This window comes from Marimonas arenosa, assembly GCF_030848945.1.
Lineage (GTDB): Bacteria > Pseudomonadota > Alphaproteobacteria > Rhodobacterales > Rhodobacteraceae > Marimonas > Marimonas arenosa.
Window position 1 is genome coordinate 159,248 of sequence record NZ_JANHAX010000006.1, and the last position, 25,016, is coordinate 184,263.

Here is a 25,016-nt window from a genome sequence, read left to right on the forward strand (position 1 = left end):
GGAGTGGGGACGATGAAATATCAAACGCAGAAAATCGCCTACGCCTATTTCGTCACCGCCATGGCGCTCTTCGCCGTGCAGGTGACGCTTGGGCTGATCATGGGCTGGATTTACGTCGACGGGAATTTCCTGACCGAGATCCTGCCCTTCAACATCGCACGGATGCTGCACACCAACTCTCTGGTGGTCTGGCTGCTTCTGGGCTTCTTCGGTGCCGCTTATTACCTGCTGCCGGAAGAAGCCGAGCGTGAGATCCATTCGCCGACGCTGGCCTACATTCAGCTCGCGATCTTCATCCTCGGCACCGCCGGGGTCGTCGTGACCTATCTCTTCAACCTGTTCGAAGGCAACTTCCTTCTGGGCAAGGAAGGCCGCGAGTTCCTCGAACAACCGAAATGGGTCAAGGCCGGAATCGTCGTAGCCGCGCTGATTTTCCTGTTCAACGTCTCGATGACAGTGCTGAAGGGCAAGAAAACCGCGATCACCAACATCCTGCTGATGGGCCTGTGGGGGCTGTCGCTGCTGTTCCTCTTCGCCTTCTACAACCCGTCGAACCTCGCGCTCGACAAAATGTACTGGTGGTATGTCGTGCACCTCTGGGTCGAGGCGACATGGGAACTGGTGATGGCCTCGATCCTGGCCTTCCTGATGCTGAAGCTCACTGGCGTTGACCGCGAAGTGATCGAGAAATGGCTTTACGTCATCGTTGCCACCGCCCTGTTCTCGGGCGTGCTGGGCACCGGGCACCACTACTACTGGATCGGGACGCCCGGCTACTGGCAATGGATCGGCACGATCTTCTCCAGCCTCGAGGTGATCCCGTTCTTCGGCATGATGGCCTTTGCCTTCGTGATGGTCTGGAAGGGTCGGCGCGACCATCCCAACAAGGCCGCGCTTCTTTGGGCGCTCGGCTGCGCCACGCTGGCGTTCTTCGGCGCCGGTGTCTGGGGCTTCCTGCACACGCTGCATCCGGTGAACTACTACACCCACGGCACGCAGATCACCGCCGCGCATGGCCACCTGGCCTTCTATGGGGCCTACGTCGCACTGAACCTCGCGATCATCACCTATGCCTTCCCAGTGCTGCGGGGCCGCGATCCTTACAATCAGGTGCTCAACATGGCCTCGTTCTGGCTGATGTCGGGCGGCATGGTGTTCATGACCTTCACGCTGACCTTCGCGGGCACGATCCAGACCCACCTGCAACGGGTCAATGGTGACTTCTTCATGGATGTGCAGGATCAGATCTGGATCTTCTACGTCATGCGCTTCGGCTCGGGCGTGGCAGTGGTGCTGGGTGCGCTTCTGTTCATCTACGCGGTGATGGTGCCCCGGCGTGAAGTGATCGAACCCGGTCCGACCGAACGCGCCAAAGCCGAACAGATGGCCGCGGAGTGAGACAGATGGACGGATCCCTCACCCTGAAGGGGGCGGCTGACGCCCCCTTCTACCTCCCGCAGGGCGACGAGTGCGAAGTCTTTTCTGCCGCCGCCGACAACGATCTGCCGGTCCTGCTCAAGGGGCCGACGGGATGCGGTAAAACCCGCTTTGTCACCCACATGGCCGCGCGTCTTGGTCGCCAACTCCATACCGTGGCTTGCCACGACGATCTTTCCGCCGCCGACCTCATCGGCCGCTACCTGCTCAAGGGCGGCGAGACAATCTGGGTCGATGGCCCGCTGACCCGCGCGGTGCGCGAAGGCGCGATCTGTTATCTCGATGAAGTGGTCGAAGCCCGCAAGGACGTGACCGTTGTTCTCCACCCCCTCACCGATGACCGCCGCATTCTGCCGATCGACCGCACCGGCGAAGAGCTGCAAGCCGCACCTGGTTTCATGCTGGTGGCCTCTTACAACCCGGGCTACCAGAATATCCTCAAGACGTTGAAGCCCTCGACCCGCCAGCGGTTTGTCGCGCTGGAGTTCGATTTCCCGGCGCCCAAACACGAAGTCCCGGTCGTCATGCGCGAAACCGGGCTGTCCGAGGACCGTGCCAAGCTTCTCGTTCGGCTGGCAAACAAGCTGCGCGATCTCAAAGGCCAGGACCTCGAGGAGGGCGTCTCGACCCGCCTTGTGATCTATGCCGCCAGTCTCATTGCGAAAGGCATGCCGATGGAGCGTGCGATTCTCGCCGCGATGATTGAGCCGCTAACCGACGATGCAGACGTTAAGACCGGGCTCCTCGATCTTGTCACCGCCGTCATTGGGTGAGGCAAGGCGGTGACCGAGATCGAAATCGAACCATGGGAACCCGAAGAGACGATCGGGAAACTGTGGCATCGATGGGCCAGCCGCCTTGATGCGCCCGAGGTGCATGACGGAGCCCGTGTTGACCTCTCGCAGGTCGGCGGGCGGCTGGCCATATTGTTCCGTGGCCTCGGCGGAGACCGCGCCGTTGAGTTGAAACCGGTTTCGGCCGAGACAAGCCATCACCGGCTGTCGCTGCGCCGGCGCCTGGGAACCTGGGCGGAAGAAATCCCCCGCGCAAGCTTTGATGGCGCTGCGCTGCGCCTGCCCGAAAGCCTCGCGATCTTCCCCGCACGCGAGGCGAACGCTGCTCTCTACCTCTGGCTGGTCGCTGCGGCGGCCTCTGCAGGGCCGGGGCAAGCGTGCCCCGACGATCCGCTTCAGGCTGACCTCGCTGCACTTGCCGCCGCCCGCCAAACCGTGGCCGACACGTTGGTCGAGGCCCCAGGCTTTGCTGCGCTTTACCGAGATCTCAACGCCGCGACCCTTGCCTTGCGCACCGTGCCTTCTCTTCCAGCGAAAGAAGCCACTGTCGAGGCCGTGATCCGGCACATGCTGGGTGATCCCGCGCCGCTCAACGGCGAGGCCGGCGCCATGTGGGACTCTATCCAGTCCGGCAACGTCACCGGCTTCGCCGCCCCCCGCAAATACCGCCCCTTCCGACCCGTTCCGCTCTGGCCCGACCTGCGCGACATGCAATTGTCCGAGGCCCATGCCGTCGAAGATGATGGCGCACCCGGCGGTCAGCAGCATGAAGAAAGCGAGGGCAAAACCCACCGCGCCCGGCGGCGGAAGGCGGATCAGGCCGAACGCTCGGACAGTTTCATCCTGCACAAGTTCGAGGCAATCCTCAGCTGGGCCGAGTTCCTGAACCTCAATCGCCGCGTCGATGAGGATGAAAACGACGACGCGAAGAAAGCAGCTGACGACCAGGATGAAATCGGGCTGGGCCAGATTTCCAAGGCTCCTGCGACACGGCTTAAACTGCATCTCGATCTTGCCCCCGAAGATGCCGACCGCGAGGCGCTGTCGGCCAAGTTTACCTACCCCGAATGGGATGTCCGCGCCGGCGCCTACCTGCCCGCGCATGCCCGGGTTCTGGTATCGTTCGCCGACCCCGGGCCCGAGATCCCGCCATTCCGGGAAGACCCGCGCGCAAACGCGCGCATCCGTGCCGTTCGCAAACAGTTCGAGGCCCTTCGTCCTGGCCGGATTTTGACAAGCGGACATCGCGACGGCGACGAACTTGATACGGAGCGAGCAGTGCGCGCGCGGGTCGATTTTCTTGCCACCGGTGAAAGCTGCGATCGGGTCTGGCTGCAAACGCGATCCGAGAAACGCGATCTCGCCGTTTCGATTCTTCTGGATGTTTCGCGCTCGACCGAGGCGGCGGTGCCGGGCCATGGTCATGAAGGCCGCGCCGTGATTGACGTGGAGCGCGAAGCGCTGGCCGCGCTGGCCTGGGGGCTCGAAGCTTGTGGCGACAGTTTCGCAATCCACGCCTTCTCATCGCTGAAACGCAATCGCGTTTACGTGCAGGAGGCCAAGGGCTTTGGCGAGCCGATGTCGGCAACCGTCGAACGCCGTATCGGCGGGTTGAACCCGGGCTTCTATACCCGTCTCGGCGCGGCCATACGGCACACCTCGCGCGAACTCACGGAACAGGCCAGCAAGCGGCGGCTTCTTCTGGTCATCACGGATGGCAAGCCCAATGACCTTGACCATTATGAAGGCCGCCACGGCATTGAAGACAGCCGCAAGGCGGTGCAGGAAGCGCGCCGCGCCGGTCATTCGGTTTTCGGTATCACCGTCGATCGTAATGGCCGCGCCTGGTTCCCGCGAATCTTCGGCCAGGGCGGCTTCGCGGTGATATCGCATCCGGACAAGCTGACCCAGGCCCTGCCGCAGATTTATCGCGAGCTTGTTGGAGCGTGATGGCCGAACCGCGAAACGCCTTCGAAGATCTACCCGGCGACCTGATGATGTGGATCCTGATCGTGTCCGAACTATTGGTTTTCGGCGCGGGGCTTGTGGCTTTTCTGTCCGTGCGCATTGCAGATCCCAACGGCTTCGCCGACGCACAGGCCACGCTCCACCGCACCGGTGCAGGCGTGAACACCATGATCCTCGTCACCTCGGGTTGGCTGGCCGCTATGGCCGCTGTGGCCGCCAATGCGGGGTCCCTGGCTCGGACACGTGTCCTCTTGGGCGGTGCCGCGGCTCTTGGAGCTGTCTTTCTGATTGTGAAAGGCATCGAGTATGCCGACAAGGCCGCGCACGGGATCACTTTTGAAACCCACGCGTTTTTCACGTTCTATTTCCTGTTGACCGGCTTTCACGCTGCGCATGTGGCGGCCGGGATCGTGCTTCTGGGCCTTGTTGCCGTACGCTGTCATCCCCGCACCGTGGAAGTCGGCACGGCCTTTTGGCATATGGTCGATCTTGTCTGGGTGATCCTTTTCCCAATCCTCTATCTTCTGGGCTAGGCGAATGGGAGCAACGCGGGCGTGGATATCCCTTATGGCGCTGTCGGCCAGCACCACCCTGATCGCGCTCATCGGTCAGACCGGGCTGATTGTGGCGCTAGCTATCCTCATGCTGGCCTGGGCGAAGGCGTTGATCATCCTGCGCAGCTATCTGGGGCTGGCCGCTGCACCCGCTTGGGGCCGCGGCTTCGCGATCGTCCTCGGTGCTTACATGATCCTTGCTATGGCGCTCGTGGCAATGGCTGGCGCGGCCTGAGTCAGGGCTTTGTCCAGGCATTTGCGGGATCTTCTTCCGAATAGACCCGCAGATGCGCAATATCATCGATCTTCGCCCGGTTCTGCTGAATCGTCACGCCCTCTCGTTTCAGTTTCGAAAAGGCCCGGCTCAAGCTTTCGGGTTTCATGCCAAGGCGTCCGGCGATCAAAACCTTGTCATAGGGCAGGATCACTTCGCAATTGCCACTTTCGCAATCGCTCAATTCGCACAGGAATTCGGCCACCCTCTGTGCCCCAGTGCGCGCCTTCAGTGCTTCGACCTGCGCGACCAGATTGTGCAGATGCGCGAATGTCGCCGACAACAGCGATATCGCCGCCTCGGGAGAGGTGCGGATCTGGCGCAAGTAGTCCTCAGCCTCGATCCTCATCAGGGCGCAGTTCGTCACGGCCTCGGCGGAAACCGGGTAGACATCGCCGCGAAACGCCACCGCCTCACCAAAGCTGCGTCCCTTTGTGAAAACCCCCACCACGGCCTCGGCCCCGCTCGGCGCAATCCGGTACAGCTTCACCCACCCGTCCATGACGATGTAAACCGCCTTGGCCACTTCGCCCTGCAAGAAAACCGTCTGTCCCCGTTCGAACTCAATCACCCTGGCTTTCGAGAGGACAGACTCAGCTTCCTTCACTGGCATGCTGCTGAACAACAAAGAACCGCATGCCAACATCTTTTCATCCGTTCGCACCTGTTGCTTCTCCTTGATTTCTTCACAAGCCCGGATGGTGTCCTCCAAATGAATAAGTGAAAGACGCACGCGGGACCATTAGAGAATGTCGGCATTGACCGAAAGCGGCATGGATCGGAAAGAAAATCCGCCGGCGGGAATTGGCGCGACAACTTTTACCAGAGGTATGAAAAGGGCATGCCCGTAGAGATGCCCCGCGAGAGCAATTCAGCGGTGGGGCTCCCGAAAAAAGTCCGGCTGCACTCGGGCGCGAACATCTGCCAGCGTCGCACAACGTGAAACCGGTGTGATCCACATCAAAGCGGCGGCGGTCAACACAGTTGAAATTACCTGCGCAGAGTTGAGCGGCGCGCCCAGCCACATGTTGGTTTAGACTGTTTTCGCCGGAGGCAAGCATATGAAGATGCTCGTACTGACCATTGCGCTAGTTGCCCTGCTGTCGCCAGCGGACGTTCTTGCAGATAACGAGCCGCCGGGGATGCCCTTGCCGTTGGCCGTACTTACGGGCGACATCGCGGCGGTCGAGCAACATATCGAGGCCGGGACCGACCTGAACCAGCGCGATGATTTCGGATCGAGCCCGCTGATCATCGCAGCGGTTTTCGATAGGCCGAAAGTGGCAGCCGCCCTGCTTGAGGCGGACGCGGATGCGATGCTGCGGGACGCACAAGGGTCTAATCCGTTGCATATCGCGGCCTTTCTGGGCCGGACCGAGGTCGCGCGGAGCCTGCTCGACGCCGGGGTGGACCGCTATGCGCGAAGCGCAAGCGGTGCGATGGCGTTTGACTATGCCGCCGCGCCGCTGCCCGAAGAGCGGGCAATCTTCGACGTGCTGCGCAACCAACTTGCACCGATCGGGTTTCGGCTGGACGATGCCGAAGTCGCGGCCGCCAGACCTGTGATCGCGCGTATGCTGCGGCCTTCGGCCGAGGACCTTGACGACGTGACCTACGCTCCCGTCGAACGCGCCGGTTTCCCTGTTTCGACGCCTGAAGCCGAAGGGCTGGACCCGACGCTGGTGGCCGAGCTGTACCGGGATGCCGAGGCTTTACCGAGACTCTTCAGCATCCTAGTCGTCAAGAACGGCAAGCTGGTGGCTGAGAAATACTTCAACGGCGGCGATATCGACAGGCCGTCGTTGATGCAGTCAGTGGTAAAGTCCTATTTCTCGGCTTTCGTCGGTGTTGCCCATGAACGCGGCTGCCTGCCAGATCTCGACCAGGCGGTTATCGACTACTTCCCCGAATACGCCGGCCAGATCACCGATCCGCGGAAGTCGGGAATGACCATCCGTCATTTGTTACAGATGCGCAGTGGACTCCCCTGGGAAGAGTCCGATCCGGTTCTGTGGGACAGGCTGATCAATGAAGACAACCTGAAACTCCTTGCGGAATACGCGCTGGTGAACGACCCGGGCAGTGCGTTCAACTATTCCAACCTGTCGACCCGGCTGCTTGGCGTGATCGTGGAGCGGGCTTGTGATGCCGATTTAATGACCTTTGCCGAAGACGCAATTATCCGGCCGATCGGCGGAACGCTCGGCAATTGGCCGCGCGATCCGCAGGGCCAGTACCATCCGGTTCTGGAGGCCACCGCGCGAACCAACGCCAAGTTCGGTTTGCTCTATCTGGACGGTGGTATCGCAGACGGTAAGCAGGTGCTCCCGAAAGACTGGGTCGACGCGTCGCTCACAAGTTATTCGGACGATGCCTGGGTCACGCTCGAGCGACTGACCCGCGCCGGTCGCTATTTCCGCGATCTTGCGTATGGCTACCAGTGGTGGCAAGCAAAGGTGGGCGACCGCCGAGTGGATTTTGCCTGGGGTCATGGGGGCCAGTTGATCGTTCTGGTCGATGATCTGGACATGGTGCTTGTCGTTACCGCCTATCCTGCATGGCTGGAGCATGATCAGGAGAATTGGAGTCACGAGCGTTCGCATCTGAACCTTGCCGGTAAGTTCATCTCGCTCTTGCCATAGGCAAGCCTGCTCTCCTGATCGTGCTGGTCTGTCGTCAAAGTTTTCTGGAAGGATCGGGGCGTTTCGTGCCGGCGGTTCTGATTCGATCTCTGGTTCAGTTCACCGGAACTCGTCGCAAACTCATCTCTCTGAACACAGCACAACGCTCAAAATATGGTCTGGGCGAACATCGCCCGGAATGATACCCGCAGCGCCAAAGGGTTATCGAGATGGATCAGAAAAATTTACCCCTCACGCGGGATCTAGTCCTCATCGGAGGTGGGCACACGCATGCGCTGGTGCTTCGGCGATGGGCGATGAACCCTCTAACAGGTGCGCGCCTTACCCTGGTCAACCCGGAGCCGACCGCCGCCTATTCCGGAATGCTACCGGGACATGTCGCAGGTCACTATGACAGGGATACGCTTGATATTGATCTTGTGCGGCTGGCACGGTTCGCCGGTGCAAGGCTCATACTTGGTAGCGCTTGCGGCATCGACCGAGAAACAAAGACCGTGCAGGTCAAGGGTCGCCCCGACATAGGCTTTGACATCGCGTCGATCGACGTCGGCATAAACAGCGCCATGCCTGATCTGCCCGGCTTTGCCGCGCACGCCGTGCCGGCAAAGCCGCTTGGACCCTTCGCCAGCGCCTGGGCCGCCTTTCGGACCGGACAGGGGACGGCACGGCTCGCCGTCATCGGTGGCGGGGTCGCAGGCGCCGAACTGGCGATGGCAATGGCGCATGCCATGAGAAAAGACGGCCGAGCAGCTTCCATCACGCTGCTTGAGAAACAACGCGCCTTCTCGGCCCTCGGAAAGACGGCTGCCGATCGCCTGAAACGCGCTCTCCAAGAAAATGCGATTGAGCTGCTCGAGGGCGTCCAGCCGGCACGGATCTCAGCGGACCGCGTGGAACTGGAGGATGGACGACACGTGCCCGCCGATTTCGTAACCGGCGCTGCCGGGGCACGCCCACACCCGTGGCTGGAAGACACCGGCCTGACGGATGAGCACGGTTTCATTCCGGTTGATGCGCGTCTTCGCAGCTCGGATCCGGCGATCTTCGCAACCGGCGACTGCGCGATCATGAAAGAGTCACCCCGGCCGAAAGCAGGTGTCTTCGCGGTGCGCCAGGCTCCTGTCCTGTTCGACAACCTGCGTGCTGCGCTTAGCGAAACAGGTGGCCTCAGGTCCTACCGCCCACAACGGGATTACCTTAAGTTGATCTCCCTTGGCCGGAAAGCGGCGCTCGCCGAACGCTTTGGCATGGCTTTGTCCGGACCATGGCTCTGGCGCTGGAAGGACGGGATAGACCGTCGCTTCATGGCAAAGTTCGAGCGGCTCGAACCTGCGGATCCGACGCCCCTTCCTTGGCCTCGCGCGGCTGGCGCCGATGCCCAGGGGCAGAAACCCATGTGCGGAGGGTGCGGCGCGAAAATCGGGCCCTCAGCCCTGCGAAAGGCGCTTGCCCGAGTTGAAACCACAGGTATCGGCGACGACGCGGCCCTTCTCAAGATGGGCGAGACGCGCCAGGTCATCAGCACCGATCATCTCAGGGCCATGGTCGAAGACCCGGTCACGATGGCCCGCATCGCCGCAGTCCACGCCCTGGGAGACATCTGGGCCATGGGAGCGGAGCCGCAGGCTGCGCTTGCATCCATCGTGCTGCCCCGGCAATCCCCGAGACTTGCCGAACGCGCGCTGGCCGAGATCATACAGGCAGCACAGGAAACCGTTGTTGCTGCAGGTGCGGAAATCGTGGGCGGACACAGCACGCAAGGCGACGAACTCATCATCGGGTTCACCGTGACCGGGATTTGCCATCGCGACCCTATCACGCTTTCTGGCGCAAGGACTGGTCAGAAACTCGTGCTGACCAAGCCGCTTGGCAGCGGCGTGATCATGGCGGCAGAGATGGAAGGGCTTGCGAGAGGCGCCGACGTGGCAGCGGCACTGGCCACGATGTCCCAGCCCCAAGGCAGCGCGGCGGGCATCCTCGCTGGGGCATCGGCCATGACGGACGTGACAGGATTTGGCCTCGCCGGCCACCTGGCCGCATTGTGTGATGCCTCGGGGGTCGGGGCCGAACTTTGGACCGACGCGGTGCCGATCATGCCTGGCGCGCTTTCCTTGTCGAAACGGGGTGTGCGCTCATCACTCTATGCCGAGAACCGGCAGGGCTTTCCTGAAATCCAGGAAGGCCCTGAGACTGCTCTCTTCTTCGACCCGCAAACCGGCGGCGGGCTACTGGCCGCCATTGACGGCGACGCAACCGCGCTGGTTTCCGAAATGAAATCCATGGGCTTCGACGCCGCAGTGATCGGTCACACGACAGATCACGCCGGTCAGGTCGAGATCGTTTGAAGCTCGGCTGCTATCTGCTCGGCCACCGCGTCGAGCGCCGCCGGCGAGAGCTCTTGGGTGTGAACCCGTGCCGCCGGACGTTTCCCCCTGGACCGAGCCGACTTGTCATACGACGGATCATAGTGATCGGCGGCCAGGGATCGGCAAAGCGCGACCTGATCGCCGGCGTCTGCCAAGCTGTTCCAATTGTCAACAACTGCGTGGCCCCGATAGCGACGAAGTGGCGCCAGTTTCGATTTCAGAACGTCTCCGTCAGCGAGCACGTCCGCGTAGGCATCCGCAAGGTAGCGAGCCCGTGCTTCAAGAGGGGCGCTGACCACGATCCACGGGGCCTTTTGCATCGCGCTCCAGATTGATGGCGGCAAAGTCACGGCGCCGATCTTGCTGCTTTCAGCCTCGACCAGGACTAGGCGACCGGGATCAAGACGAGCAAGGGTTCCGGCCAGGGCGCTTTCGAAACTTTTCTGGCTGGGTTGCGGCGTTCCAAGGTCTCCCAGGATCGAGCCCCGGTGCCGGGCGAGACCCTCGAGGTCCAGCACCTGCACGCCGAGGCTCTCGAGCCTTGGCAAGAGTTCCGTCTTGGCAGTTCCAGTATATCCTCCCAGCTGGACCAGCCGGAAACGCAGCGGCTCTTCGTAGAGTTCCTTGACGACCAGCCGCCGATACGACCTGTAGCCGCCCTCAATCGTTTCTGCACGCCACCCGATCTCCCGCAGCATCCATGCAAAGGACCCGGACCGCTGACCGCCCCGCCAGCAATAGACGAGAGGCTTCCACCTTCCGTCATAGTCACCTAAAGCCGTTTCGATATGGTGCGCGGCATTGCGGAAAACGAGTGCGGCACCAATCTTGCGGGCGCGAAAAGGTGACTCCTGCTTGTAGATCGTGCCAACCCGTGCACGTTCTTCGTCGTCCAGAACCGGCAGGTTGATTGCACCAGGGATATGGTCCTCGAAATACTCCGAGGGGCTGCGGACATCTATGATCGTATCGAAGTCATGTGACCGCAGGTCAGTGAGTGCATCCAAAGAGATCATCCTTGTGTACTAGCGTCTGGTGCCCAGAGTGCAAACAGCACGTGGTATTTTTCCACGCGGTTCAGGATTGACCGGTGCAAAGGTTTCTGAAGCGCCGCCTGGGGACGCTCAAGACACTTCGGGGTTGTTGAGAACAGGTGTCTTCTGACTTTCAGTTGTGTTTCCCTGATTATTGCTGTCTGTTCTCTTCAAGTTACGTATTGCTCCTGCCTCAAGGATGTTCATCGATGGCAAGTCCATCCCGAGCTGAAGGCCATGATCTATCGGATCTGGGCGGGACAACGTCCGTTGCGGACCGAATCCGATTCAAGCACCCGTTCATGTTGTGAACGGTCGGAGTGACGCCGATCCTCGGTCAAGAGTTCGGCATGGATCGCGCCGCCGGAACACCAAAAGCCTGACGTCGCCTTAAAAAATTGATCCCCCGTTATTGAGGAGTTCTGCCGGAATATTCAGGAAAACCGAGGATCAGATACCCGACCCGACTTTTTTGCCAACCCGAGCCGACCCGCACTTTCGCGATTGGCGCACGCCCTGCCTGCGCAAACACTGGGATCCGAAGCGGATCGGCAACACGCCGCCGGGGCAAGCGAATCTCCGGGTCAGAGATCGATGACCTCTCGTCGCAGGGTGTCACGGCGCTCGCCCGCATGGGCCGCGATGTCTTCCATCGGGGCAAACCAGACATCGCCCGCCTCAAGCGCGCGTTCGATCAGCTTTTCCATCTCGCGCCAGCGGGCCACCCGACCGGTCAGGAACGGGTGCAGCACCGGCATCCAGAACCCCCCCGCCTCGTGCATCGCCTCGAACTCCTCGGCAAAGGCGCGTATCCCGTCCGACGGCGCCCGCACCGGCATCAGGTAGTCGATTTCGGCGAAATGGGCGAACGGCGGCCAGTCGTCGGTTCCCCAATGCGGCGGCAATTCGATCAACTCACCCTTCGGCGTCTCCACCAGATAGGGAAGATCATCGGCCATCATCGAGCTGTCGTAGACGATGCCATGCTCGATCAGCCGGGCGATCATCGCCGGCGTGATCGAATAAACCGGCGCGCGATAGCCCCGCGGTTTGCGACCGGTCATCGCCACATGAACCTCCAGAGCCCGCTCGAACAGCTCGGCTTCCCGCGCATCGGAATGCTCCATCGGGTCCTCGTGCATCCAGGAATGATGCCCGATCTCGTGCCCGTCCTCGAGGATCGCTTCCACCGTTGCGGGATAGGTCTGCATCACCCACGCCGGCATGAAAAAGGTCTGGGTCAAACCCAACCTGCGATAGCTCTCGAGAATGCGTGGCACCGCCACCGTCGGGCCATATCGGCCCATCGAAATCGGCTGCAGGCGCAGATCGGCATCTTCCGGCCGCGCGGTGCGGATCAGGGAATCGGCGTCGATATCGAAGGTGACGCAGGCGGCGCAACGCTTGCCGTCGGGCCAGTCAATCGGGTTCAGAAACATCGGGCTCTCCTTTTTCTTCTCCGACCCGTCCGTCAGCCGCGGCAGACTGAAAACAGCGCGGTCAAGTCGTTGCGCAGGCGGGATTCAATATCTTCCGGGGTTGCGTCATCGTTCGATATGAACTGGATGAAGCGGGCATTCTGAAGCTGGAACAGGGCCTGGCCCAGATGCACCGGATCAATCGCGCCGGGCAGCGACCCGGCCTGCTGTGCCGCTTCGATGCGCTGGATCAGCACATAGGCCAGTTGCCGGTCCAGGTCCGAATAGGCCTTGCTCAGCCGCGTGCCTGCCTCGGTCGTGACGGCAGCAATTACCTGTCGCCAGATGTCCTTCTCCAGATTCGCTATGGCATGATCCATGATGATATGCGCGAATTCGACCACGAGTTCGACCAGATCGCCGTCGCCGCGCGGCAGCGATTCGTCGAGACGGGGGATCAGAGCAGCGTCGCTCTCGACGACAAGGGCCAGAAGAACTCCCGCTTTGGTGCCGTAATAGTTGTGCACGGTCACGCCGGAAACACCTGCGGCCTCGGCGATGTTCTCAATGGTCGTCTTCTCGTAACCCTTCTTTTTGAAGAGGGTTTTCGCCGATGCCACGATCCTTTTTCGACGGTCTTCCTTTTGTCTTGCGCGCAGGGTCGTCAACCTTTGTCTCCCAACAAGGTGGTGTACATCTCGCCTTACATTAGCGTAGTAAAAATTTTTATTGAACTAAAATTTTAGTTAGGTACAGTTTTATCCATAACTTCTACAAAACGCCAAACAGCGAGGAATGATCATGCGCCCAGTTCTGAAACTTGCCGCCGCGGCGGCCATGCTCCTGGGGGGTGCGGCCGGCTCCGCCTCGGCCGAGACCGTCAATGTCGGCATCTGCGTTTCGTGGCCCGGCTATGCCATGCTGGAAGTCGCCCGCCAGAAAGACCTGATCCCCGGTCACGACCTGAACATCACCATTTTCGAAGATCCGCTCGGCGGTCACGCCGCCCTCGCCGCGGGACAAATCGACGTCTACGGCTGCACGGCTGACTATACGCCGCTGACGGTCGACCGTGGCACGGATGTGGTCAACGTGGCGTTTCTCAACCCGTCCTACGGCGTCGACCACGTGATCCTTTCGCCTGGAATCGAAACCGCCGATCTGCCCGGCAAAAAGGTTGCCGCGCCGCAGGCCTATATCGGCCACCTTCTGATGGGCATCTGGCTCGACTCGGTCGGAATCGCCCCCGACCAGGTCGAATGGGTCAACCTGAACGCGGACGAAGCCGTCGGCCCGATGATGTCGGATGACCTCGCAGCCGCCTACATGTATGAGCCCTGGATTTCCAAGGTGCTCGAGGCCAAGCCCGGCGCGAAAAGTATAGTGAACACGGGCGATCCGGATGTTCTGAAAACCGGAATCTTCATGGATGCCCTCTACATGAACAAGAAGTTCATCGCTGAAAAGCGCGACGTGGCGCTGGACGTGCTTAAGGCCCGTTGGGAAGGCCTTGGTTACTGGAGTGCAAACACCGAAGAAACCAACAAGCTTCTGGCGGCCTATCTCCAGTGGCCTGAAGAAGACATCGGCTATGTCATCGGCACCAACGGCAAGAGCTTCGAAGGCGGCATCTACATGTTCGACTTCGACGAATCCGCCCGCCTCTGCGGTGTGCTCGACGGCGACGGACCCTTCGGCATGGCCAACGGCTCGATGGCCGACTCGATCGCATTGACCAACGACTGGTGGGTTAAGCTCGGCCTGATGGACAAGAAGGTCGACGCGGCCGCGGGCATCGATTGTTCGCTGATGGGCGATCTCGTCGAAGCGGGGTATCGTCAATCGCTGACGGCACACTGACGACCAGCGGGGGCGTGCTCGTTGCGCCCCCGTTTCTTCTCTCGGGCAAGGAAAGGGTCCGCCGTGGCAACGAACAGGTTCTTCGGACTGCGCAAACCGGTGGGGCGCCGGCAACGCCTGGTCTCCGCCTTCGGAATCTGGGCGGTGTTCTTCGGCGTCTGGATTTTCGCATCATCGGCCGGGCTGGTGAATGACCTTCTGGTCCCTGCCCCGCAAAAGGTTTTCGCCACGACCTGGGACCTGTTCTGGGAACGGGGTTTTGCCAGCGATGTCATGATCTCGATCAGCCGCGTGGTGGGCGCCTTTGCCATGGCCTGTGCGGTGGCCGTGCCGCTCGGCGTTCTCATGGGCGCCTTCCCGGCCATCGAGGCGGTTTTCGCCCCCTTTGTTTCGGCCTGGCGCTACCTGCCCGCCCCGTCCTTCATCCCGATCCTCCTGATGTGGTTCGGCACCGGTGAGGCGCCGAAGCTGGCGCTTCTGTTCATCGGGGTGATCTTCTTTCTGATCACCCTGATCATGGACCACACCAAGAACGTCCGCGAAGAACTGGTCGAAACCGCGCTTACGCTCGGGGCCGGCCGATCGACCGTGGTGATGAAGGTCGTCTTTCCCGCAGTCCTGCCCAATATCGTCACGGCGATGCGGCAGATGCTCGCCATGGCCTGGACCTATCTTGTGATCGCCGAGATCGTCGCCTCGACCACCGGGATCGGCGCGATGATGATGCGCGCCCGACGCTTCCTGAAGACCGACGAAATCCTGTCCGGCATCATCGTGATCGGAGCGCTCGGTCTGATTTTCGATCTGTTATTCGCCTTGTTGCATCGCTGGGCTTTCCCCTACCTGAGAAAGAGCTGACATGACCGGGCAAAGCACGCTTCAGATCCGAAATGTCTCAAAGCGGTTCGATCTGGGCCGGGGCCGGTCCGTACAGGCGGTTCAGGACATCAGTTTCGACGTCGAACAGAACTCTATCTGCGTCCTTCTCGGCCCTTCGGGCTGCGGCAAATCCACCGTCTTGCGGATGATGGCCGGGCTCGAGACCCCGACCGAGGGAGAGATCGTGATCGGCGGGCGTACCGTCGACGGCCCGGGCCGCGACCGTGGCATGGTCTTCCAGGCCTACACCTCGTTCGATTGGCTGTCGGTCCGGAAGAACGTCGAATTCGGCATGAAGATCAACGGACTGCCGGCCTCCGAGCGAAAGGACCGCACCGCGCATTTCATCGACCTGGTTGGCCTCACCAAATTCGCCGACGCGTATCCCTCACAGCTCTCGGGCGGTATGCGGCAGCGCGTGGCCATCGCCCGCACACTGGCCAATGGCCCGGAAGTCCTTCTCATGGACGAGCCTTTCGGAGCGCTCGACGCCGAAACCCGCTGGCTGATGCAGGAACTGATGATCAACGTCGCCGAACAAACCAGCACGACCATGGTCATCGTTACCCATGATCTCGAAGAGGCGATTTTCCTTGCCGACAAAATCGTGTTCCTCTCAAGCCACCCCGGGCGGCTGAAAGAGGAAATCGTGCCGCAGTTCAAGAACGGCAAACGGATTGCCGACAAGGAGAAAGTCGTCAAACTCGATGGCTATAGCGACCTCGAGGCGCATCTCATGCGCCTCATGCGGCAAGAGGGGCGCGAAAACGAATGACCGGCCGTCTGACCTTCGACTTCACCGGGAAGAAGGTGCTCGTCACCGGCGCCAGCAGCGGCATCGGCTACGGGGTCGCTGCTGCTTTCGCCGCGGCCGGGGCCGAGCTGACAATTCTGTCAGACACCGGCGCGATCCACGAAGCCGCCGCGAAACTGTCTGGCAGCGTCCGTGCAATTCAGTGTGATATTGCCAATGCCGCGCAGGTGACCGAGAAACTCGCCGATATCGGAACGCTCGACGTCCTTGTGAACAACGCCGGGCTCGAGCGCCCCACACCGCTGACCGGGGAAAACCCGGAAGGCAACGCAACCTTCGAGCGGATCATCGCGATCAACGTGACCGGCACTCAGAATGTCACCGACACGCTGGTGAACCGCATCGCCGATGGCGGGCGCATCATCCTGACCGCGTCGATCTGGTCACGGACCGCCGTGCCGGGGTTCTCGGCTTACGTTGCCAGCAAGCATGCCAATCTTGGCCTCATGCGCACCTGGGCACAGGAACTGGGCCCGCGTCGGATCTGCGTAAACGCGGTCTGCCCCGGCTGGATCAAAACCGGCCCGGCAATGAATTCGCTGCGGGAACTGGCGCAGTCCAGCGGCAGGACCGAAACCGAGGTCGAACAGGAAATCATGTCGGCCCAAGCCATCGACAAATTGATGGAGCCGGTGGACATTTCCGATCTCTATCTCTTCCTCGCGTCTTCCGGTGGGACGAACATTACCGGGCAGGCCATCAACATTGACCGGGGCGAGGTCATGTCATGATCCTGTCCGGCAAGTCCGCGCTGGTGACCGGCGGCTCCCGGGGGATCGGTCGTGCAATCGCGCTGGCGCTCGCGGATGCAGGTGCCAAGGTTGCCATCTGCCATCCAGGCGACCCCCAGGTCGGTCAGACGCTCACAGATCTGCAGGTCAGGACCGAAGCGCTCGCAATCGAGGCCGACGTCTCGAACGAAGCGCAAGTCGTCGCTATGTTCGATCAGGTCGCTGAGACCTTTGGTGCCCTCGAGATCCTGATCAACAACGCTGGTATCCTGATGGAAAGCCCGCTGTCCGAGACCCGGTGCGAGGATTTCGATCGGGTGATTGCCGTCAACCTGCGTGGCGCCTTCCTCGCCTCCCGCGAATTCGTCCGCCGCCGTGCGACCGGAAGGATTGTCAATATCGCCAGCGATCTCGGCTACCTCGGGCGCGAAAACATGGTTGCCTATACCGCCTCGAAAGGCGGGATCATCGCGATGACACGCTCTCTTGCCCGCGAACTTGCGCCCGGCGTCCTCGTCAACGCGATTGCGCCAGGTTCGATTGAAACCGACATGACCAGCCCGCACAGCATGAGCCCTGAGCAACTTGCCAAAGACATGGACACGCCGCTCGCCCGCTTTGGCCAGCCCGAAGACATCGCCGCAATGGCCGTCTTCCTGTGCGGCCCCGAGGCCGGTTTCATCACCGGCCAATGCCTGGGCGTCAACGGCGGCAGCGTGATGACCTAGGAAAGGACCAAAGATGAGCGACCCGTTTTTTCACCCGGTTTCAGGGTTCGACCTGCCACGTTTCGCCGGCGTGCCGACGTTCATGCGACTGCCGCATGTCACCCTTGACGACCCGCGCCTGAAGGACGTTCAGGTCGGTCTGATCGGGGTACCATGGGATAGCGGCACGACCAACCGGCCCGGGCCGCGGCATGGCCCCAGGCAGCTCCGCGACATGTCGACGATGATACGGGCACAGAACGGCGCCACCGGAGTGCGTCCGTTCGAGATCGTCAACTGCGCCGATCTAGGCGATGTGCCACCGAACCCGGCGGACATCATCGACAGCATGACCCGCATTACCAGTTTCTATGACAAGGTCGTTGCCGCTGGCATCACTCCTCTCACGGCGGGTGGCGATCATCTTTCGTCTCTGCCGATCCTCCGGGCGCTGGCCAGGTCCGGCCCGCTGGGTATGATCCATTTCGACAGCCATACCGATCTCTTCAAGGACTATTTCGGCGGCACGCAATACACCCATGGCACTCCGTTTCGCAGGGCCATCGAAGAAGGGCTTCTCGATCCGAAAAGGGTGGTTCAGATCGGCATTCGTGGCACTGCCTACGATAGCGAGGACCGCGAATTCGCCGACGCGGTCGGGGTGCGCATCATTCCCATTGAAGAGTTCCATGCCCGTAGCCCGCAGGACGTCATGTCTGAAGCGCGTGAAATCGTCGGAACGGCACCGACCTACGTCTCCTACGACATCGACTTTGTCGATCCCGCCTTCGCTCCAGGCACCGGCACACCCGAAGTCGGCGGCCCCAATTCATACGAGGCCCTGATGGTTGCGCGTCTTCTGAATGGCGTGGACATCGTCGGAGCAGACCTCGTCGAGGTATCCCCGCCGTTCGATTCAAGCGGCGCCACGGCGTTTCTGGGCGTTTCGATCATCTTTGAAATGCTCTGCAATATCGCAGCCGGCATCTACCCCGAGTAGGTTTTGTCCATCCGCCGGCAAGGGGCACACCAGCACCCCCGCGCAGAGCTGACAGGCCGGTTTCCGAGCAGCCCGTCGGCTGAGACGATATTGGTGGGAGGCGTTCGGCCAGTGGCGCTGTCAAGCCGGGACAATCTGCGTGAGTCGCGGCTCTCGACCCGCAGACCGCGCAATCCGGTTGCGACTCGGTTTGATGAAAAAAAGAAGGCGAGTATACGAAGATATAATCGACCTTAGATTGAGCAATTCAACAATACGCGGAAAACGCCGAGGATTAACGCCGGATTCACGTCCTTTTGACGCCATATTTTCATCAAGTTTCGTCTAAAACTTGCCACGTCTTCGCCACAATCTGTAATGTGCCCGAGGGTGGGGGCCCATTTGGGGAGTGACGTCGTGTCACGAGTGGGTTTTTCTGCGGGGCGTTTTGCCTTCAATTTCAATAGTTGCCCAGGGCCCGCTTCAAACCAGGCCGGGAAGGTCACTCCCCACGTGCGGGGAGCAAAGCGGCTTTCCCGTGGAAACGCCGGAGTGAACCACAAGTGACACTTGGGGCATACCAATTCCTGTTCGATGTCGAGGATCCCGGGGATGAGCGTGTTTTTCACGACCCGAGCCTAAGTCGTCGGAAACGCGTGCGCCGGCTGTTTCTCTTGGCGTCGTCCGTTCTGCTCGTTTGGTCCGTCCTATTCTTCGGAAGGTCGTTTCCGATCTCGGGCTTCATCGAAGAGGTTCGGCTGTGGTGGACGATCGAAAGCTTGAACCAGAGTGAAAGCGAACACCATGGCGATGCGGAGGATCACGAAGCGGGAGATCATCACGCGCATCGCGGTTTTTTCGTTCGCGCAGCATTCGCCCAGGGCCTCGAGGAGACCACCTGCCGCAACGCTCCGAACACACCATTCGCAGCGTTCGCCGACACCGGCGCAAACAGGTATTTCGGCCACGTCCCGACCGAACTGGAATGGGCGCCGCTGTCACTGAAGAAAAGCTGCGGCACGCTGAGTGTGCTGGTGCCAGACTGGATCACGATCGAGACGGCACCGGAAATCGCGGAGCACGGCCTTCGTGTCACTCCCGCTGATCCCAGCGTTCGCGAAGCCATCGAGACTTACCGCAGAACCACGGATACGCCGCCGTTGCTGATGCCGACGGTCCTGCTGGAAACCGGATACGACGTTGACCATTTCCTGGCGCAACTGTCAAAACCGACAACCACCGACAAGATCACAGGCGATCTTCTGGCCACGGCCGAAGCCTTCGACGCGGCCGGACTATGTCTCGATTTCAAACAGCTCGACGCAAAGCAGCTCCAGACCCTTGCGCCGGTCTTCAACAGCGTCTCTGCGCGGCTGCACGAGGCCGGACGCCAATCATGTATTGTCCTGTCGGCACGCCAGTCGATCTGGGAAAACCGTGCGCTGATGCAAGCGTTCGACACCGTGATCCTCAAGGCTTTTCGCGAGCCTTGGATCGGCAGTCCGCCCGGCCCTCTCGCCGCGGAAGCCTGGTTTGAGGATCTTGCGGAACGCGCGCTGGCCGCGATCGGCCCGGACAGGTTGACGATCGCCATCGGCAGTTTCGCAGCCGAATGGACGACCAGGCAACCCCTGCCCGAAACCCTGCCGGTCGTCGAAGCCTGGAAGCGCATCGGTGGCGCCGGCGCTGAGCTTTCGTTCAGCCCCGAGATCGGCAACAGTTTCAGTTCCTACCGCGACAAATCCCGCAGCAGCCACAAGGTCTGGTTGCTCGATGCGGCCTCGGCGCACAACGCAATCCTGACGCTCGAGGGCCTCGGAATCCGAAATATCGCTCTGTGGTCTTTGGGGCGCGAGGATCCCGGCATCTGGAAGGTGTTGGCCAACGAGACCAGAGACCCGACCGCACTGCGGTCGGACCTGAGCGACTTGCGGTTCAGCAACTACGTCTCCTATCGCGGCGAAGGCCCATTTCTGCGTGTGGTCAGCCGGCCCCGGTCCGGATTTCGCGAGGTGGATGTCGACCCCGTGACGGGCAGGATAACCGCGGCAACCTATCGCCAAATGCCGCGTCCCTACGAACTCGAACGCTATGGCCAGGCCCCAGCCAGCAAGCTCGTGCTGACCTTCGACGACGGCCCGGACCCTGTTTACACCACTGCCATTCTCGACACGCTGAAAACGACCCAGACACCCGGTGCGTTCTTCGTTGTCGGCTCACGCGTCATGGAAGAACCCGGCCTGCTGAACCGCATGATTGCCGAGGGGCACGAAGTCGGGTCTCATACTTTCTCGCATCCGCGTATGGATCAGATTTCGCACTCCCGAACCGAGCTTGAGCACGGGATGATGGCCAAGCTGATCGCGGGCTATTCCGGCCACAAGACACTGCTCTACCGCGAACCCTTTCTGAGAGCGGGCGGCCCGATCGAGGAAAGCCGGGTGCGTTCGCTGGAGTGGGTTCAAAGCGAGGGCGGTATTATCTCCGGCATGGACATTGTGCCCAAGGACTGGACCGGTATGTCGTCCGAGGCGATCGTCGATTATGTTGTCGGCGAGGTGAACAACGGCGGCGGCAATGTCATTCTTCTACACGATGGCGGCGAAGATCGAACCGCCACGGTCGAAGCCCTGCCGCTGATCATAAGGGACTTGCGCGCTCAGGGTTACGAATTTACGACGCTGTCGGATCTTCTTGGCACCACGCGTGCCGACCTGATGCCGGAAGTCAGCGGGCGCTGGCTGGTATTCGACCGGTTGTCGTTCGAGTTTCTTTCGGTCACCTGGTTCAGTCTGGAAACGGTCTTCTGGACGGTGCTTGGCATCGGGGTTATCCGGATGCTGATCATCCTGGTTCTGGCGCACAGACGGCAGCGCGTACCTCCGATCGACCCCGGTTTCGAACCCAAGGTGACCGTGGTGATTCCGGCCTTTAACGAGGAACACGCGATCCGCAGATGCATCACCAGCGTGCTGGCCAGCGACTATTCGAATTTCGATATCGTCGTCATCGACGACGGGTCACAGGACGAAACCTTCGACGAAGTCCTTCGGTTCCGGAACAATCCCCGGGTTCACATCTACGCACAGCTCAATCAGGGAAAATGGGCGGCTTTGAACGCCGCAGTCGCCAATACCAGTTCCGAAATTCTCGTCTGTATTGATGCGGATACGGAAATCGAACCCCAGGCCATCGGCCATCTTGTCCGCCAGTTCGCCAATCCGCGAGTCGGGGCTGTCGCCGGCAAGATCACCGTTGCCAATCGTCGGAACCTTCTGACCCGGCTCCAGGCCCTCGAATACGTCACCGCGCAAAACTTCGATCGCCGCGCCTTTGATCTGGTCAATGGTATTCTTGTCGTTCCGGGCGCAGTCGGCGCATGGCGCACAGCCGCCGTGCGCGAGGCGGGCCGTTACCGTAACGACACCCTGACCGAAGACGCAGATCTGACCATCGCCGTCAACCGCGCCGGGTATCGCGTGACCTACGAAGACAGAGCCGTTGCCTTCACCCGAGCGCCGGAGACGGTTCGCCAGCTGCTTGGCCAGCGTTTGCGGTGGTCGCTGGGCATGTTCCAATGTGCATGGAAGCACAAAAGCGCCTTTTTCGAACGCCGCGCCGTCGGTTTGATGTCCATCCCGGACATGCTGATATTTGGTTATCTCTTCCCGCTTCTCGCGCCGATTGCAGACGCCTTCGTTTTGCTGCTCCTCTACAAGACCTTTGCGGGCACCTGGTCGGGCGACATCGGCACCGCGGTGTCCGACACCCCCACCTATCTGATCTGGGCATACATGATCCTGCCGCTGCTTGACCTGTTCGTTGCCGCCTATGCGCTGAAAACCGACAAGCGCGAAAGCATGCATCTGCTCTGGCTGTTCCCATTCCAGCGTTTCTTCTATCGTCAATTGCTGTATTTCTCGGTCTACCGTTCGGTGCTGCGCGCCGTCACCGGCCGCCTCGCCGGGTGGGGACGCGTCAGCCGCAGGGAACGGTTCCAGCTTTGGCGAAGGGCGGCATGAAGAGACGCAGTTTCCTGGCATCCACGCTTGCAGCCGGTATCTGCACAACGGTACCGGTCAGGCCGGCCGCAGCGGATACCGGCATCCTGTCGGCGGCGGTGGTGATCACCGATATTTCGGCCGACACCGAACCAGCCTTTCTGATGCATGTCGTGGAAACGCTTCTGGACCAGGGCATCTGGATCACCTGCGCCATCCGTCTCCCGGACGACCGAGAGGCCGAAAGCAAACTGGCCGCTACCCTGCAGGCGCTGATCAGCGATGGAAACGGCGTCGACCTTGCGGTCGAACTTCCCGGCCTTTCAGGCCTTTCGCCCTATTTTCAGTCTCGCGCCGTCTTCACCGCCCGCAACCGGCTTGGCCGTCTTCTCGGCGTGTCTCCGGCGTCTGTCCCGCTGAGAACCGTCCTATGCGACGACGTCGAAAAGCCCAACGAACCGACCGGTGTCCGGGCGTCGGGAATACGCAACGTGCTCGTCCGGCCGCAGACCGATGCGACGGTGCGATCCGAAAGCTGGCGCAACGGCGTGGTGCGGTTCTTTGGCGGACAACAGGTCGATCCGGACTCCAGTTTCTCCATTCTTCCCGGAGACAGCGGCGAGGAGAACGCGGTGCTGTTCTATCTCTCTGCCGACAGCTTGGCGGACGTCGTCGAAGACCGACTCTACGCCTGGACGGCCAGTTTTGCCGAGACGCTGATCCAACGCGAGTTGGCGGGCAAACTCGCGCTGATGACGGTGTCCGACCTGCAACTGCGTGATAACTTCGATCAGAGGCGGCTCGTATCGGTGGTGCTCGAACTACCCGAAACCGCCACGCCGGCGCAGCACGAGGTCATTGCGGATTTCCGCGACGCGCTCGCGCAGGTCCAGATTCCGTCCGCTCTCAGACCCGCGGGCGAGGCCTTCTGGATCGACCGCACCGACCGAGGCGCAACGCTCACCCCGGTAACCCTTGCGTGTGGTGGTGACGGCCCGTCCCGCATGTCCGCAACTCAAAAGCTAGGGCCGGGTCATGCCGTTTTGTTTACCGGCGGAAAGTCCCGGGACCTGGGCATCGATGGCTGTTCGGTTCTGCATTTGCCAGTTGTCCGCTTCTTGCCGGGCAGTCCCGCCACCGACATCGATCCGCGCCTGAGCGGGGGGGAAGATATCGTGATTTCCCTGACCGCCGATCAGTTATCGCGCGCGAACGAACGCCGGCGGACACTGGCCAATCTGCAGGCCCTGCGTCAGGACGCAATCACTCAGTACGTCCCAGTCAACCAGTTGGCGGCGGCGCTGCACACCAATGAGCCCGTCGCAATACGTCACAGATTGACACGTGCCGCGGTCGCGGATGTGCCCCGGCAACCGGCCCGCAAGCCCGGCGACGCGGACCGCGCCCGCCTTCTCGAGGACGCCCGCCAAGCCTGGGGCTACTTCGAAGAATACACCGAGCGCTCGACGGGGCTCGCTCCGGCAACGGTGGATTCCCGGCCAGGCGGAAAGGTCCACCGAGCCGTGACGATGTGGGATGTCGGCAGCAACCTGAATGCAATCGTTGCGGCAACGGAAATCGGGCTGATCGACAGGAAAGACGCCGAAACAAGGTTCCGGCGCATTTTTCCGAACCTCCGCGGTCGCGAAACCGACAACCGGCTTCTGCCGCAAGGCTGGATCCGGACCGACCGGCACCGTTGGGGCATCCGCGACTTCGATGGCTGTGATGGCGGCAGGCTGATGTCGTCGCTGGACAACGTACGCCGGCGGTTCGGGATGAGCGATGCGTTGGGGAAACTGGTGGATTCCTGGGACCTTGACGAGATCTTGATCGACCGCAAGATTCATTCGGTGATCGGGCGAAAGCTGATTTCGACCTACGGTTCGCACTGCGCGCACTATTCGGCGCTTGCCTTCCGGCGCTGGGGGCTGGATGTCGCGTCGCCGTACGAGACCTTCCAAGGTCGAGAACCGGGTGATGGCGAAATCGCGATGCTGGAGGCCGTCTCCAGGATCGGACCGCTGGGCACCGAACCGCTGCTGCTGGAAGCGATGGAGTTGGGAATGTCGCCGGAAAGCCGCTACCTGGCCGAGGTTCTACTTGCGGCAATGGAGGAAGAATTCCGCGAGTCCGGTCGTCTGCTCTGCCCGTCGGAAACCCCGATAGACCAGCCCCCGTGGTTTATTTATCAGGGTCTCAATCTGGGGTCAGGACCGCGCAGCTGGCGTCTGGATACGGTTGCCCACGAGCCGGAATACATGACCGATGCAGCAGCAGACGAGTTGTTGACGTTCAGCACGAAGGCCGCGTTTTTGTGGGCAGCCTACCAGCCAGGCGATTTCACGCGCAGGCTGCTTGATTTCGCGCGCGAAACAGGCCGCAATACCGTCGGTTTCGTGTCCGGCGTCAATGTGAAAACGCAACGCCCGACCTCGGGTTATGCCGATCTCAACACCAACGGGATCATCCTGCAGGCCATTTCCCATTTACTGCGCGAAACCGGATGACGACAACCAGTTGCCCGAGATCGGGGTAATCGCGAAAGACTGCGTCAG

General features: G+C 61.2%; 19 protein-coding genes. 15 read left to right on the top strand and 4 right to left on the bottom strand.

The annotated features are described in order from the left end of the window. Nucleotides 1–12 precede the first annotated feature (12 nt). The 5 genes from NO357_RS17815 to NO357_RS17835 are packed head-to-tail and all read left to right on the top strand — an operon-like array spanning nucleotide 13 to nucleotide 4,988. The gene (locus tag NO357_RS17815; RefSeq protein ID WP_306737082.1) at nucleotides 13–1,398 is read left to right on the top strand and encodes a cbb3-type cytochrome c oxidase subunit I; all 1,386 of its coding nucleotides are present in this window, start codon (nucleotides 13–15) and stop codon (nucleotides 1,396–1,398) included. A gap of 5 nt (nucleotides 1,399–1,403) precedes the next feature. After that, on the top strand, nucleotides 1,404–2,210 hold the full coding sequence (locus tag NO357_RS17820) for a CbbQ/NirQ/NorQ/GpvN family protein (protein ID WP_306737083.1): 807 nt from the start codon (nucleotides 1,404–1,406) through the stop codon (nucleotides 2,208–2,210). Between the two features lie 9 nt (nucleotides 2,211–2,219). Then, nucleotides 2,220–4,181 (top strand): nitric oxide reductase activation protein NorD, encoded by a 1,962-nt coding sequence (locus tag NO357_RS17825; protein ID WP_306737084.1) that lies wholly within the window; start codon nucleotides 2,220–2,222, stop codon nucleotides 4,179–4,181. Continuing rightward, nucleotides 4,181–4,732 carry a cytochrome c oxidase subunit 3 gene (locus tag NO357_RS17830; protein WP_306737085.1) on the top strand — a complete coding sequence of 184 codons (552 nt, stop codon included), beginning with the start codon at nucleotides 4,181–4,183 and terminating at the stop codon, nucleotides 4,730–4,732. Before NO357_RS17825 ends, NO357_RS17830 begins: the two co-directional genes overlap by 1 nt. 4 nt (nucleotides 4,733–4,736) lie before the next feature. After that, the gene (locus tag NO357_RS17835; RefSeq protein ID WP_306737086.1) at nucleotides 4,737–4,988 is read left to right on the top strand and encodes a nitric oxide reductase F protein; all 252 of its coding nucleotides are present in this window, start codon (nucleotides 4,737–4,739) and stop codon (nucleotides 4,986–4,988) included. 1 nt (nucleotide 4,989) lies between these two features. On the opposite strand, the gene NO357_RS17840 is transcribed toward NO357_RS17835, so the two are convergent. Next, on the bottom strand, nucleotides 4,990–5,640 hold the full coding sequence (locus NO357_RS17840) for a Crp/Fnr family transcriptional regulator (RefSeq protein WP_306737087.1): 651 nt from the start codon (nucleotides 5,638–5,640) through the stop codon (nucleotides 4,990–4,992). 448 nt (nucleotides 5,641–6,088) lie between these two features. On the opposite strand from NO357_RS17840, the gene NO357_RS17845 reads away from it, so the two are divergent. Both NO357_RS17845 and NO357_RS17850 read left to right on the top strand, forming a co-directional pair. After that, on the top strand, nucleotides 6,089–7,669 hold the full coding sequence (locus NO357_RS17845) for a serine hydrolase (RefSeq protein ID WP_306737089.1): 1,581 nt from the start codon (nucleotides 6,089–6,091) through the stop codon (nucleotides 7,667–7,669). A gap of 209 nt (nucleotides 7,670–7,878) precedes the next feature. Next, nucleotides 7,879–10,014 carry a slr1591 family oxidoreductase gene (locus tag NO357_RS17850; protein ID WP_306737091.1) on the top strand — a complete coding sequence of 712 codons (2,136 nt, stop codon included), beginning with the start codon at nucleotides 7,879–7,881 and terminating at the stop codon, nucleotides 10,012–10,014. Here NO357_RS17850 and mnmH read toward each other — a convergent pair. The 3 genes from mnmH to NO357_RS17865 all read right to left on the bottom strand — a co-directional run bounded on the left by mnmH (nucleotide 9,996) and on the right by NO357_RS17865 (nucleotide 13,155). Continuing rightward, on the bottom strand, nucleotides 9,996–11,051 hold the full coding sequence (gene mnmH, locus NO357_RS17855; protein ID WP_376744402.1) for a tRNA 2-selenouridine(34) synthase MnmH: 1,056 nt from the start codon (nucleotides 11,049–11,051) through the stop codon (nucleotides 9,996–9,998). The two genes, NO357_RS17850 and mnmH, sit on opposite strands and share 19 nt — an antisense overlap. 602 nt (nucleotides 11,052–11,653) lie before the next feature. Beyond that, nucleotides 11,654–12,508 carry a polysaccharide deacetylase family protein gene (locus tag NO357_RS17860; protein WP_306737093.1) on the bottom strand — a complete coding sequence of 285 codons (855 nt, stop codon included), beginning with the start codon at nucleotides 12,506–12,508 and terminating at the stop codon, nucleotides 11,654–11,656. A gap of 32 nt (nucleotides 12,509–12,540) precedes the next feature. After that, a complete protein-coding gene (locus NO357_RS17865; RefSeq protein WP_306737094.1) occupies nucleotides 12,541–13,155 on the bottom strand; it encodes a TetR/AcrR family transcriptional regulator in 615 nt (204 codons plus the stop codon). A 133-nt stretch (nucleotides 13,156–13,288) separates the two neighbouring features. On the opposite strand from NO357_RS17865, the gene NO357_RS17870 reads away from it, so the two are divergent. The 8 genes from NO357_RS17870 to NO357_RS17905 all read left to right on the top strand — a co-directional run bounded on the left by NO357_RS17870 (nucleotide 13,289) and on the right by NO357_RS17905 (nucleotide 24,968). Continuing rightward, on the top strand, nucleotides 13,289–14,347 hold the full coding sequence (locus tag NO357_RS17870) for an ABC transporter substrate-binding protein (protein WP_306737095.1): 1,059 nt from the start codon (nucleotides 13,289–13,291) through the stop codon (nucleotides 14,345–14,347). A 63-nt stretch (nucleotides 14,348–14,410) separates the two neighbouring features. After that, nucleotides 14,411–15,205: an ABC transporter permease gene (locus tag NO357_RS17875; RefSeq protein WP_306737096.1), complete on the top strand. Its 795-nt coding sequence runs from the start codon at nucleotides 14,411–14,413 to the stop codon at nucleotides 15,203–15,205. A gap of 1 nt (nucleotide 15,206) precedes the next feature. Further along, entirely contained in the window at nucleotides 15,207–16,001 is a 795-nt protein-coding gene (locus tag NO357_RS17880; RefSeq protein ID WP_306737097.1) for an ABC transporter ATP-binding protein, read from the top strand. After that, nucleotides 15,998–16,771, top strand: coding sequence for an SDR family NAD(P)-dependent oxidoreductase (locus NO357_RS17885; RefSeq protein ID WP_306737098.1), 774 nt, complete (start codon nucleotides 15,998–16,000; stop codon nucleotides 16,769–16,771). The genes NO357_RS17880 and NO357_RS17885 overlap by 4 nt, the downstream gene beginning before the upstream one ends. Then, complete coding sequence (locus tag NO357_RS17890; RefSeq protein WP_306737099.1) at nucleotides 16,768–17,499, top strand: SDR family NAD(P)-dependent oxidoreductase; 732 nt, start codon at nucleotides 16,768–16,770, stop codon at nucleotides 17,497–17,499. The genes NO357_RS17885 and NO357_RS17890 overlap by 4 nt, the downstream gene beginning before the upstream one ends. A 13-nt stretch (nucleotides 17,500–17,512) precedes the next feature. Beyond that, entirely contained in the window at nucleotides 17,513–18,478 is a 966-nt protein-coding gene (gene speB / locus NO357_RS17895) for an agmatinase (protein WP_306737100.1), read from the top strand. A 542-nt stretch (nucleotides 18,479–19,020) separates the two neighbouring features. Then, nucleotides 19,021–22,479 (top strand): glycosyltransferase, encoded by a 3,459-nt coding sequence (locus NO357_RS17900; protein WP_306737101.1) that lies wholly within the window; start codon nucleotides 19,021–19,023, stop codon nucleotides 22,477–22,479. Continuing rightward, nucleotides 22,476–24,968: a DUF3131 domain-containing protein gene (locus NO357_RS17905; protein WP_306737102.1), complete on the top strand. Its 2,493-nt coding sequence runs from the start codon at nucleotides 22,476–22,478 to the stop codon at nucleotides 24,966–24,968. The genes NO357_RS17900 and NO357_RS17905 overlap by 4 nt, the downstream gene beginning before the upstream one ends. The last annotated feature ends 48 nt before the right edge of the window (nucleotides 24,969–25,016 follow it).

What these genes read in the sequence shown, in the direction of transcription:
- NO357_RS17905 (WP_306737102.1), top strand. Translation starts at nt 22,476, where the DNA reads ATGAAGAGACGCAGTTTCCTGGCATCCACGCTTGCAGCCGGTATCTGC.
- NO357_RS17850 (WP_306737091.1), top strand. Translation starts at nt 7,879, where the DNA reads ATGGATCAGAAAAATTTACCCCTCACGCGGGATCTAGTCCTCATCGGA.
- NO357_RS17890 (WP_306737099.1), top strand. Translation starts at nt 16,768, where the DNA reads ATGATCCTGTCCGGCAAGTCCGCGCTGGTGACCGGCGGCTCCCGGGGG.
- speB (WP_306737100.1), top strand. Translation starts at nt 17,513, where the DNA reads ATGAGCGACCCGTTTTTTCACCCGGTTTCAGGGTTCGACCTGCCACGT.
- NO357_RS17840 (WP_306737087.1), bottom strand. Translation starts at nt 5,640, where the DNA reads ATGCCAGTGAAGGAAGCTGAGTCTGTCCTCTCGAAAGCCAGGGTGATT.
- NO357_RS17885 (WP_306737098.1), top strand. Translation starts at nt 15,998, where the DNA reads ATGACCGGCCGTCTGACCTTCGACTTCACCGGGAAGAAGGTGCTCGTC.
- NO357_RS17860 (WP_306737093.1), bottom strand. Translation starts at nt 12,508, where the DNA reads ATGTTTCTGAACCCGATTGACTGGCCCGACGGCAAGCGTTGCGCCGCC.
- NO357_RS17845 (WP_306737089.1), top strand. Translation starts at nt 6,089, where the DNA reads ATGAAGATGCTCGTACTGACCATTGCGCTAGTTGCCCTGCTGTCGCCA.
- NO357_RS17815 (WP_306737082.1), top strand. Translation starts at nt 13, where the DNA reads ATGAAATATCAAACGCAGAAAATCGCCTACGCCTATTTCGTCACCGCC.
- NO357_RS17835 (WP_306737086.1), top strand. Translation starts at nt 4,737, where the DNA reads ATGGGAGCAACGCGGGCGTGGATATCCCTTATGGCGCTGTCGGCCAGC.
- NO357_RS17820 (WP_306737083.1), top strand. Translation starts at nt 1,404, where the DNA reads ATGGACGGATCCCTCACCCTGAAGGGGGCGGCTGACGCCCCCTTCTAC.
- mnmH (WP_376744402.1), bottom strand. Translation starts at nt 11,051, where the DNA reads ATGATCTCTTTGGATGCACTCACTGACCTGCGGTCACATGACTTCGAT.
- NO357_RS17870 (WP_306737095.1), top strand. Translation starts at nt 13,289, where the DNA reads ATGCGCCCAGTTCTGAAACTTGCCGCCGCGGCGGCCATGCTCCTGGGG.
- NO357_RS17830 (WP_306737085.1), top strand. Translation starts at nt 4,181, where the DNA reads ATGGCCGAACCGCGAAACGCCTTCGAAGATCTACCCGGCGACCTGATG.
- NO357_RS17880 (WP_306737097.1), top strand. Translation starts at nt 15,207, where the DNA reads ATGACCGGGCAAAGCACGCTTCAGATCCGAAATGTCTCAAAGCGGTTC.